Below are 10,777 nucleotides of genomic sequence, written 5' to 3'. Positions count from 1 at the left end.
CCGGGTGCCCGTGCCCAGTTAATGGAGGTCCAGCGATGCACCTCACCCCCAGGGAGCAGGAGAAGCTGCTGATCTTCACCGCGGCCGAGGTGGCCCGCCGCCGCCGCGCCCGCGGGCTCCGGCTGAACCACCCCGAGGCGCTCGCGCTGCTCACCGCCGAGATCCTCGAGGGGATCCGCGACGGCCGCACCGTGTCCGAGCTCATGGAGGCCGGCCCCTCGATCCTGCGGCGCGACGACGTGATGGAGGGCGTGCCCGAGATGATCGACGAGGTGCAGGTCGAGGGCACGTTCCCCGACGGCACCAAGCTCGTCACGATCCACCATCCGATCCGCTGAGCGCGATGGACCTGACGATCGAGCTCCTCGATGCCGAGGCCGCCGTCCGGCACCAGCGCGCGCTCGCCGAGCTCCTCGAGGACGCGGTGGACAACGGCGCCTCGATCGGGTTCCTGCCTCCGATGGCGCCGGGCGAGGCCGACGCCTACTGGCGCACGGTCGTCGCCGCGATCCGCGCTGGATCGCGCGTGCTCGTCGTCGCGCGCGACGCCGGCGGCGCGCTCGTGGGCACCGCGCAGCTCGATCTCTGCACGCGGCCGAACGGGCGGCACCGCGCCGAGGCCATGAAGGTCATCGTGCACACGCGGGCCCGCCGGCGCGGGATCGGCCGCGCGCTCATGCTGGCCCTCGAGGACGAGGCGCGCCGGCGGGGCCTCACCACGCTCGTCCTCGACACGCGCCACGGCGACCACGCCGAGCGGCTCTACGCCGGCGTGGGCTACACTCTGGCGGGCGTCGTGCCCGCGTACGCGCGGAGCGTCGGCGGCGAGCTCGATCCGAGCGCTTTCTACTACAAGCTCCTGGAAGGAGGAACGACGTGATTCCCGGCGAGTACCTGCTCGAGAGCGGCGAGGTCGTGGCCAACGTGGGGCGCAGGACCGTCGAGCTGACCGTGGCAAACACGGGCGACCGGCCCATCCAGATCGGCTCGCACTTCCACTTCTTCGAGGTGAATCGTGCGCTCCGGTTCGATCGCGCCCTGGCGTTCGGCATGCGCCTGAACGTCCCCGCGGGCACGGCGGTCCGCTTCGAGCCCGGTGACGAGAAGCGCGTGACGCTCGTCGAGTTCGGCGGCGCGCGCCGGGTCTTCGGCCTGAACGGCCTCACCGAGGGCGGCGACCGCGAGCGCGCGCTCGCGCGGCTCGCCGAGTGGGAGCGGCGGCGATGACCCTGCGCCTGACGCGGCGGCAGTACGCGGACCTCTACGGTCCGACGACCGGCGACCGGGTGCGGCTCGCCGACACCGAGCTCCTGATCCGCATCGAGCGCGATCTCACGACGCCGGGCGAGGAGGCGAAGTTCGGCGGCGGCAAGGTGATCCGCGACGGCATGGGGCAGTCGGCGCGCGCGACGCGCGCCGACGGGGTTCTCGACGTCGTGATCACCAACGCGGTCGTCGTGGACCATTGGGGGATCGTCAAGGCGGACATCGGCGTCCGTGAGGGGCGCATCGTGGGCGTCGGCAAGGCGGGGAACCCCGACATCATGGCGGGCGTGACGCCCGGCATGGTGATCGGCGCGGGCACCGAGGTGATCGCGGGCGAGGGCAAGATCGTCACCGCGGGCGGGCTCGACACGCACATCCACTTCATCTGCCCGCAGCTCGTCACGGAGGCCATCAGCGCGGGGTTGACCACGATGGTCGGCGGCGGCACGGGCCCCGCGACGGGCACGAACGCGACGACGTGCACGCCGGGCGAGTGGAACCTCCACCGGATGCTCGAGGCCGCCGAGGCGTTCCCGGTGAACCTCGGCTTCCTGGGCAAGGGGAACGCCTCCACGCCCGATCCGCTGCGCGAGCAGATCGCGGCGGGCGCGATCGGACTCAAGCTCCACGAGGACTGGGGGACGACGCCCGCGGCGATCGACACGGCGCTCTCGGTCGCCGACGAGCACGACGTGCAGGTCGCGATCCACACCGACACGCTCAACGAGGCGGGCTTCGTCGAGGACTCGATCCGCGCGTTCAAGGGGCGGACGATCCACACCTACCACACGGAGGGCGCCGGCGGCGGCCACGCGCCCGACATCATTCGGGTGTGCGGGGAGCCCAACTGCCTGCCGTCCTCGACGAACCCGACGATGCCGTTCACCGTGAACACGATGGACGAGCACCTCGACATGCTGATGGTCTGCCACCACCTCAACCCCAGGATCCCCGAGGACCTCGCCTTCGCCGAGTCGCGCATCCGCGCCGAGACGATCGCGGCCGAGGATGTGCTCCACGACCTCGGCGCGATCAGCATGATGTCGTCCGACTCGCAGGCGATGGGACGGATCGGCGAGGTCATCATCCGCACGTGGCAGACCGCCGACAAGATGAAGCGCCAGCGCGGGCCGCTGCCGGGCGAGCGGCCCGGCGACGACAACCTCCGCGTCAAGCGCTACGTCGCCAAGTACACGATCAATCCCGCGATCGCGCACGGGATGGCGGCCCACGTCGGCTCCGTCGAGGCCGGCAAGCTCGCCGACCTCGTTCTCTGGCGCCCGGCGTTCTTCGGCGTGAAGCCCGAGCTCGTCGTGAAGGGCGGGATGATCGCCTGGGCGGCGATGGGCGACCCGAACGCGTCGATCCCGACGCCACAGCCGGTCCTCTACCGGCCGATGTTCGGCGCCCTTGGCCGGGCGCGTGGCGCGACCGCCCTCACGTTCGTCTCGGCCGCCGCGCTCGCCGCCGGCGTGCCGGGGCGGCTCGGCCTCGCGCGCCGCGCCGTCGCCGTCCAGAACTGCCGGCGGATCGGCAAGCGCGACATGATCCACAACGGGGCGCTCCCGCGTATCGAGGTGGACCCGGAGACCTACGAGGTGCGCGCGGACGGCGAGCGGCTCACGTGCGAGCCGGCGCGCGTGCTGCCGATGGCGCAGCGATACTTCCTCTTCTGACATGGCGGAGCCGGTGGTCGTCGTCACGCACCCGCACGTTCACCTGCACGACGCGGACCTCTCGCGGCTCGAGCGCGACGCGCTCGTGCTGACCGCCGAGGAGCGGCGCTGGGGGCGGCGCCGCGTGACGACGCAGGCCGGTCGCACGCTCGCGCTCGCGCTCCCGACCGGGAGCACGCTCACGCCCGGCGAGATCCTGCACGTCGGCCCCGGCTGGTACGTCGTCATCGAGGCGGCGCCCGAGCCGGTGCTCGCGGTGACGCCGCGCTCGCGCGACGAGGCGATCCGCATCGCCTTCGAGGTCGGCAACCGCCACTTCACGCTCGCGCTCGACGGCGAGCGGCTGCTCATCCCCGACGACCCGGCGATGGAGCAGCTCCTCGGGCGGCTCGCCGTCGCCTTCGAGCGCGTGCAGCGCGTGTTCGTCCCCGTCGGCGCCGGGCATCGTCATGACCACTGACGGCGCCCTCCTGGCCCTGCTCCAGTTCGCCGACGGGCTCTTCCCCGCGGGCGGCTTCGCCCACTCGTTCGGTCTCGAGACATACGCCCAGGAGGGGCGGGTGAGGGACCGCGCGGGGCTCGAGGCGTTCGTCCGCGCGCACCTCGAGGGGAGCGCCGGGCCGTGCGACGCCGTCGCCGTGGCTCATGCCGCGCGCCGCGCCGCCGCGGGCGACGTCGCCGGCGTCGTCGCGCTCGACGAGAGGCTCGACGCGATGAAGTGCGTGCCCGAGTACCGCTCGGCGAGCCGACAGATGGGCCGCCAGACGCTCCGTGTCGCCGCGGGCCTGGGCGGGGACCCGGTGCTCGGCGAGCTCGCGCGCCTCGTCGAGGACGGCCTGGCGGCCGGGCACCACGCGGTCGCGCTCGGCGCCGCCCTCGGCCGCTCGGGCGTCGACCCCGAGCGCGCCGCGGCGGCCTATCTCTACTCGACGGCGGCGCTCCTCGTGGGCGCCGCGCTCCGGCTCATCGCCCTCGGCCAGCTGGACGGGCAGCGGGTGCTGGCCGGACTGCGCCCCGACGTGGCGCGGCTCGCCGCCGCCGCGGCGGCGGCGCGTGTCGAGGACATGTGGAGCTTCAACCCCGGGCTCGAGCTCGCGGGCATCCGCCACGCGACGCTCGACGCGAGGCTGTTCAGGTCATGAGCGCGAACGCTCGCATCCCGCGGCCCCTCAAGATCGGCATCGGCGGCCCCGTCGGCTCCGGCAAGACCGCGCTGGCCGAGGCCCTCTGCCTCCGCCTCCGCGCGCACGTGGACATGGCCGTGATCACCAACGACATCTATACGAAGGAGGACGCCGAGTTCCTGATCCGGCGGGGCGTCTTGCCGGCCGCGCGCGTCGTGGGCGTCGAGACGGGCGGGTGCCCGCACACGGCCATCCGGGAAGACGCGTCGGTGAACCTGGAAGCCGTCCACGAGCTGATGAAGGCGTTCCCGGATCTCGACCTGCTCTTGATCGAGAGCGGCGGCGATAATCTGGCCGCCACGTTCAGCCCCGAGCTCGTGGACGCGACGATCTACGTGATCGACGTCGCCGAGGGCGAGAAGATCCCGCGCAAGGGCGGCCCCGGCATCACGCGCTCGGACATGCTCGTGATCAACAAGATCGATCTGGCGCCCCACGTCGGCGCCGACCTCTCGGTGATGGAGCGCGACGCGCGGCGGATGCGGGGCGCCAAGCCCTTCGTGTTCACCAACCTGCGCACGGGCGAGGGAGTCGATGCGATCCTTTCCTGGATCCGCGGGGAGCTCCTCCTCGAGCCGGCCGCGCGCTAGCGCCGACGCCGCGCGCGTCGGCCGCGACGGCGCGCTCGCGCTCGGCTTCGAGCGCCGCGGCGCCGCCACGGTCCTGCGGCGCGTGCGGTACACGCTGCCGCTCCAGGTCCTGGCGCCGGTCGCGCTCGACGATCCCGCGTGCGTCGTCTCGGTCCTGAACCCGACGGGCGGGCTCGTCGGCGGCGACCGCCTGACGATCGAGGCCGACGTCGGGCCCGGCGCCCACGCCCTGCTCACGACGCCGTCGGCGAGCCGCGTCTACCGGGCGCCCGCCGAGGCCGCGGTGCAGACGGTCGCGCTGCGGCTCGGCCGCGCGGCCGTTGTCGAGTGGGTGCCCGACCACACGATCCCGTTCGCGGGCTCGGCGTTCCGTCAGGCCATCGACTGCGAGCTGGACGACGGCGCGGCGCTGCTCCTGCTCGACGCGTTCGCCGCCGGCCGCGTCGCGCGGGGCGAGGCCTGGAGGTTCCGCCGCCTCGAGAGCGCCGTGACGGTCCGCGAGCGCCGCGGCCTCGTCTTCCACGACCGGTTCGTCCTCCGGGACGGGGACGGCGCCGCCGGGCTCGGCGCGGCCGAGGGGCATCCGTACTTCGCGACGCTGGTCGTCGTCGCCGAGGCCGGCGTCGAGGCCTTCACCGCCGCCGCGGGGCGCGTCCTCGAGCGCGCCCGCGGGCTCAGCGGCGGCGTCGCGGCGCTGCCCCGTCGCGGCGCGATCGTCCGCTGCCTCGCGGCGGACGCCCCCGCGCTCACCGAGGGGCTCGACGCCCTCTGGGCCGCGGCGCGCCGCGAGGTCCTCGGGCTCCCGCCGCTTCCCCTGCGCAAGCCGTGATACACTTCGAGGGACTTCCATGTTCAACCTGATCCCGAAGGAAGTCCGCTTCTTCGACTACTTCGAGCAGCAGTCCCAGCAGATCATCAAGGCCGCCGCCCTCCTCTCCGAGCTCGTCCACAACTTTGCCGACGCCCGGGCCAAGGCCTCGGCGATCAAGGAGGTCGAGCACGCCGGCGATCAGATCACGCACGAGATCGTCAGGCGCCTCAACACGACGTTCATCACCCCGCTCGACCGCGAAGACATCCACGACCTCGCGACACGGCTCGACGACGTCCTCGACTTCATCGAGGCGGTGGCCGAGCGCCTCGTCGTCTACCGGATCAAGGAGCCGACCTCGGCGTGCCGCGCGATGGCCGACCTGATCGTCGCGCAGGTCGCCGCCATGGACCGGGGCATCCGGTGCCTCCGCACGATGGACCCGGGCTTCCACGAGCACGCGGTGGAGGTGAACCGCCTCGAGAACCGCGCCGACACGCTGCTGCGCGAGACCCTCGCGGCGATGTTCGAGGCGGCGGGCGATCCGATCGAGGTGATCAAGTGGAAGGAGATCTACGAGACCCTCGAGGCCGTCACGGACCGGTGCGAGGACGTGGCGAACGTGATCGAGGGGATCATCCTCAAGATGGCGTGACGCCCGAGCCCCCCGCCCCGTGCTGACCGCCCTCGTCTTCATCATCCTCGTCGCGCTCGTCTTCGATTTCATCAACGGCTTCCACGACGCCGCCAACTCGATCGCCACGGTCGTCTCGACGCGCGTGCTGACGCCGCTCCAGGCCGTGGTCTGGGCGGGCTTCTTCAACTTCATCGCCGCGTTCGGCTTCGGCGTCCACGTGGCGACGACGGTCGGGAAGGGGGTCGTCCAGACCAGCGTCGTGGACCAGTGGGTCATCCTCGCGGGGCTCGTCGGCGCGATCGTCTGGGACCTTGTGACGTGGCGCTGGGGGCTCCCGACCAGCTCCTCCCACGCGCTCATCGGCGGCTTCGCGGGCGCGGGCGTGGCCAAGGCGGGACTCGGCTCGCTGGTCGTCGGCGGTCTCGTTAAGATCGGCGTCTTCATGATCCTCGCGCCGCTGATCGGCCTCGTGGTCGGTTTCACGATGATGCTGCTGACGATGTGGACCTTCAGGGCTGAGACCCCGGGGCGCGTGGACCGGATCTTCCGCCGCGGCCAGCTCCTCTCGGCCGCCGCCTATAGCATCGGCCATGGCACCAACGACGCCCAGAAGACCATGGGGATCATCGCGGTGCTGCTCTTCACGACGGGCCACCTCGGGCCGGAGTTCTACGTCCCCTTCTGGGTGATCCTGGCGGCGGGCGCCGCGCTCGGCCTCGGCACGACGTTCGGGGGGTGGCGCATCGTGCGGACGATGGGGATGCGCATCACTAAGCTCCGCCCGATCGGCGGCTTCTCCGCCGAGACCGCGGGCGCGATCACGCTGATCGGCACCGCGATCGCCGGCATCCCGGTGAGCACGACGCACACGATCAGCGGCGCGATCATGGGCGTCGGCGCGATGCAGCGGTTCTCGGCCGTGCGCTGGGGCGTCGCCGGCCGCATCGTGTGGGCGTGGATCTTCACGATCCCGGCGTCGGCGGTCGTCGCCGGCGCCGCGTGGCTCCTGATCCGCGTCCTCGCCGGCTGACGGCCGCCGCCGCGCCGAGCAGCTTCTCCACGATCACGCAGTCGCGCCACCGGTCCTCGAGCCGGCCGTGGCGGCGGTAGACGCCGACCACGCGGAACCCCGCGCGCGCGTGCAGCGCGAGGCTCGCCGTGTTCTCGGGGAAGATGCGCGAGACGAGCTTCCAGAAGCCGCGCGCTTCGTACTCGCGCGCGAGGCCCTCCAGCGCGGCGCGGCCGGCGCCCCCGCCCCGGGCGCCGCGCTCGACGTAGACCGAGTGCTCGGCGACGCCCGCGTAGGCCGGGCGCGCGCGGTAGGGCCCGGCCGAGGCCCAGGCGACCACGGCGCCGTGCCGCTCGACGACGACCGTGGGAAACCGGTCGCCCTTCTCGGCGAGCCGGGCGGCGATCTCGGCGGGCGTCCGCGGCTCGGTCTCGAAGGTCGCGATGCGCTCCTCGATGCCCTGGTTGTAGATGCGGGCGATCGCCGGGGCGTCGGCGCGGGCCGCCAGGCGGACGGTCGGACGGTCGCGGGTCGTCACGGGCGTGATGGTACCGCCTCGCGGCCCGCCGGAATTACTTTGACATGTTTCGAAATATCGAGATATACTCCGGGCAGTCGTTACGAAGAGGAGGCGGCCATGGCGGACGAGAAGCTCAAGGAGCTCGTGAAGGAGAAGTACGGGCAGGCGGCGCTGCGGGTGACGAGCGGTGGCAGCTCCTGCTGCGGGGCCGCGCCGTCGCGCGGCGAGTGCGACCCGATCACCTCGAACATCTACGCGACGGGCGAGACCGCGGAGCTTCCCGCGGAGGCCGTGGCCGCCTCGCTCGGCTGCGGCAACCCGACGGCGCTCGCCGAGCTCCGTCCGGGCGAGACGGTGCTCGACCTCGGCTCGGGCGGCGGGATCGACGTGCTCCTGTCGGCGCGGCGCGTGGGCCCGGCGGGCAAGGCCTACGGCCTCGACATGACCGACGAGATGCTGGCGCTCGCCCGCGCGAACCAGCGGAAGGCGGGCGTCACGAACGTCGAGTTCCTCAAGGGCGAGATCGAGAACGTGCCGCTGCCCGACGGCTCGGTGGACGTCGTCATCTCGAACTGCGTCATCAACCTGTCGGCCGACAAGGACCGGGTCCTGGCCGAGGCCTTCCGGGTGCTCAAGCCGGGCGGCCGGTTCGCGGTGTCGGACGTCGTGGTCCGCGGCGCGGTGCCGCCGGCGATCCGCCGGAGCGTCGAGCTCTGGATCGGGTGCGTCGCGGGCGCCCTCGAGGAGCGCGAGTACCGCGACAAGCTCGCCGGCGCCGGCTTCGAGGCCATCGACGTGGAGCCGACGCGCGTCTACCGGGTGGACGACGCGCGGGAGTTCCTGGCGGGCTCGGGCATCGACGCCGACGCGATCGCCCCCGAGGTGGACGGGAAGTTCATGAGCGCGTTCGTGCGGGCCCGGAAGCCGCGGTAAGCGCCCGCCGGGCTATTCGGGCGCGCGGCGCGGGGACGGTATACTCGAAGGCGTGGCAGAGCCGCGTCGCTACCAGCTCCAGAACGAGGCCGCGAACCGCCTGATCGCCGAGCTCCTCGACGCCGCCGAGGTCCCGGCGGACCGGCGCGTCTTGTTCCAGCAGCTCCTCACGACCGTGATGAAGCTCCACGAGGACGGTGCCTCCACGGGCGACCTCAAGATCACCAACGTGGCGCTCAAGGAGCTGCGCTACGCCTACAAGGTGTTCGCGCCGTACCGCGACGTGCGCAAGGTGACCGTGTTCGGCTCGGCGCGCACGCCCGGGGACGCGGACGCCGCCCGCATGGCGCGCGAGTTCGGGAGCCGGATGGTCGGCGAGGGCTGGATGGTCGTCACGGGCGCCGGGGGCGGCATCATGGGCGCCGCGCAGGAGGGGGCGGGGCGCGAGCAGAGCTTCGGCCTCAACATCCGCCTGCCGTTCGAGCAGGAGGCGAACCCCTGGATCGCCTCCGATCCCAAGCTCATCACGTTCAAGTACTTCTTCACGCGCAAGCTCTTCCTCATGAAGGAGGCGAGCGCGATCACGCTCTTCCCGGGCGGCTTCGGGACGATGGACGAGTGCTTCGAGTTCCTCACGCTCGCGCAGACGGGCAAGGCCGAGATCGTGCCGGTCGTGCTCATCGAGGCCGGGCCGAAGCCCTACTGGCGGATCTGGGACCGCTGGATCGGCACGCTCGTGGAGCGGAGGCTCATCGAGGCGAACGACATGGCGTTCTACCGGATCGTGGACACGGCGGAGGAGGCGGTCGCGGAGATCACGGGCTTCTACCGCGTCTACCACTCGTCGCGGATCGTCGGTGACAAGCTCGTGCTGCGGCTGCTCCGCCCGCTCGCCGACACGCAGCTCGCGGAGCTCGACCGCAAGTTCGAGGACATCCTGAAGGGACCGACCGAGCAGGCCCCCGGACCGGTGGCGCAGGAGCTCGACGAGTTTCCCACGCTGCCCCGGCTCATCCTCCGGTTCGACCGCTCGTCCTACTCGCGGCTCCGGCAGCTCGTCGACTTCGTGAACGGCCTGTAGATTCGGCTCGCCCTGCTAGCCTACTCGGGCTCGGGCCGCTCCTCGGTCGCCTGACACTCGACGCAGACCCACGTGCGCAGGACCCGCAGGGTGCGCCCGTCGCGACGGAGCGTCCAGGGAACGAGCGCCCGGCGCCCGCACTTCGGACAACGCTCGGCGTGGGCGCCGGGAGGTAAGCTTGCGGGAAGCCACGGAATTTTGGCGGTCATCGCGACGCGGTATCATACATCGTACAATGGGGGCCATGAGGCGGTTCCGGGTCGGGCTCGCGCAGATCAACACGACGGTCGGCGACTTCGAGGGCAACGTCCGGAAGATCGTGGACGCGATCGAGCGGGCGCGCGGCCTCGGCTGCGGCCTCGTGGCGTTCCCCGAGCTCGCGATCACCGGCTACCCGCCCGAGGACCTCCTCTTCAAGCCGGCGTTCATCGAGGCGAACCTCGCCGCCCTCGGCGACGTCGCGCGCGCCACGCGCGGCATCACCGCGGTCGTCGGCTTCGTCGACAAGCGCGACGACATCTTCAACGCCGCGGCCGTGCTCCACGACGGCGCGCGCGCGGGCGTTTACCACAAGCGATACCTGCCGAACTACGGCGTCTTCGACGAGAACCGCTACTTCCAGGCCGGCACCGACGCCCCCGTCTTCACCGCGGGCGAGACGACCTTCGCCGTCAACATCTGCGAGGACATCTGGTACCCGACGGGCCCGGGGACGCTCCAGGCGCTGGCGGGCGCGGAGCTCGTCGTCACGATCAACGCGTCGCCCTACCACGCGGGCAAGGCGCACTTTCGCGAGAAGATGGTCGCGACGCGCGCCGCGGACGACCTCGTGTGCCTCGCCTTCGTGAACCTGGTCGGCGGGCAGGACGAGCTGGTCTTCGACGGGGCGAGCCTCGTCGTCAACGAGCACGGCGAGCCGGTCGCGCGCGGGCGCCAGTTCGCGGAGGACTTCGTCGTCGCCGACCTCGACCTCGAGGCGGTTTTCCGCGCGCGGCTGCACGACTCGCGCCGCCGGAAGGAGAAGCTCCGCGCCGACGCGACCGTGTCGCGCGTCGTGCTGCCGGCGCTCG

Annotated in this window: 14 protein-coding genes; 13 read left to right on the top strand and 1 reads right to left on the bottom strand. The window is 72.2% G+C overall.

What is annotated here, in order from left to right:
- The first annotated feature begins 35 nt into the window (after positions 1–35).
- From VKG64_07760 to VKG64_07715, 10 genes are read left to right on the top strand one after another with little or no spacing between them, the layout of a single operon-like run.
- Positions 36–338 (top strand): urease subunit gamma, encoded by a 303-nt coding sequence (locus tag VKG64_07760; protein ID HKB24938.1) that lies wholly within the window; start codon positions 36–38, stop codon positions 336–338.
- A 5-nt stretch (positions 339–343) separates the two neighbouring features.
- Entirely contained in the window at positions 344–880 is a 537-nt protein-coding gene (locus VKG64_07755; protein HKB24937.1) for a GNAT family N-acetyltransferase, read from the top strand.
- On the top strand, positions 877–1,227 hold the full coding sequence (gene ureB / locus VKG64_07750) for an urease subunit beta (protein ID HKB24936.1): 351 nt from the start codon (positions 877–879) through the stop codon (positions 1,225–1,227). The genes VKG64_07755 and ureB overlap by 4 nt, the downstream gene beginning before the upstream one ends.
- Entirely contained in the window at positions 1,224–2,942 is a 1,719-nt protein-coding gene (gene ureC, locus VKG64_07745; GenBank protein ID HKB24935.1) for an urease subunit alpha, read from the top strand. The genes ureB and ureC overlap by 4 nt, the downstream gene beginning before the upstream one ends.
- 1 nt (position 2,943) lies before the next feature.
- The gene (locus VKG64_07740) at positions 2,944–3,402 is read left to right on the top strand and encodes an urease accessory protein UreE (GenBank protein HKB24934.1); all 459 of its coding nucleotides are present in this window, start codon (positions 2,944–2,946) and stop codon (positions 3,400–3,402) included.
- Entirely contained in the window at positions 3,392–4,084 is a 693-nt protein-coding gene (locus VKG64_07735; protein ID HKB24933.1) for an urease accessory UreF family protein, read from the top strand. Before VKG64_07740 ends, VKG64_07735 begins: the two co-directional genes overlap by 11 nt.
- Positions 4,081–4,716, top strand: a complete 636-nt coding sequence (ureG, locus tag VKG64_07730) for an urease accessory protein UreG (GenBank protein HKB24932.1) — start codon at positions 4,081–4,083, stop codon at positions 4,714–4,716. The genes VKG64_07735 and ureG overlap by 4 nt, the downstream gene beginning before the upstream one ends.
- On the top strand, positions 4,661–5,545 hold the full coding sequence (locus tag VKG64_07725) for an urease accessory protein UreD (GenBank protein HKB24931.1): 885 nt from the start codon (positions 4,661–4,663) through the stop codon (positions 5,543–5,545). Before ureG ends, VKG64_07725 begins: the two co-directional genes overlap by 56 nt.
- Positions 5,546–5,564: 19 nt before the next feature.
- Positions 5,565–6,182: a DUF47 family protein gene (locus VKG64_07720; protein HKB24930.1), complete on the top strand. Its 618-nt coding sequence runs from the start codon at positions 5,565–5,567 to the stop codon at positions 6,180–6,182.
- 19 nt (positions 6,183–6,201) lie between these two features.
- Positions 6,202–7,194 carry an inorganic phosphate transporter gene (locus VKG64_07715; GenBank protein HKB24929.1) on the top strand — a complete coding sequence of 331 codons (993 nt, stop codon included), beginning with the start codon at positions 6,202–6,204 and terminating at the stop codon, positions 7,192–7,194.
- On the opposite strand, the gene VKG64_07710 is transcribed toward VKG64_07715, so the two are convergent.
- A complete protein-coding gene (locus VKG64_07710; protein HKB24928.1) occupies positions 7,127–7,711 on the bottom strand; it encodes an arsinothricin resistance N-acetyltransferase ArsN1 family A in 585 nt (194 codons plus the stop codon). The two genes, VKG64_07715 and VKG64_07710, sit on opposite strands and share 68 nt — an antisense overlap.
- 99 nt (positions 7,712–7,810) lie before the next feature.
- On the opposite strand from VKG64_07710, the gene VKG64_07705 reads away from it, so the two are divergent.
- From VKG64_07705 to VKG64_07695, 3 genes are all read left to right on the top strand, one after another.
- Positions 7,811–8,626, top strand: coding sequence for an arsenite methyltransferase (locus tag VKG64_07705; protein HKB24927.1), 816 nt, complete (start codon positions 7,811–7,813; stop codon positions 8,624–8,626).
- Between the two features lie 52 nt (positions 8,627–8,678).
- Positions 8,679–9,707 carry a TIGR00730 family Rossman fold protein gene (locus VKG64_07700; GenBank protein HKB24926.1) on the top strand — a complete coding sequence of 343 codons (1,029 nt, stop codon included), beginning with the start codon at positions 8,679–8,681 and terminating at the stop codon, positions 9,705–9,707.
- A 244-nt stretch (positions 9,708–9,951) separates the two neighbouring features.
- The coding region (locus VKG64_07695; GenBank protein ID HKB24925.1) for a nitrilase-related carbon-nitrogen hydrolase at positions 9,952–10,777 on the top strand (826 nt) is incomplete at its 3' end.

The sequence above is a fragment of the Candidatus Methylomirabilota bacterium genome (assembly GCA_035260325.1).
In the GTDB taxonomy this organism is placed as follows: Bacteria; Methylomirabilota; Methylomirabilia; order Rokubacteriales; family CSP1-6; genus AR19.
The sequence above is the reverse complement of the archived record's forward strand: the minus strand, read 5'-3'. Positions and strand labels throughout refer to the sequence as shown.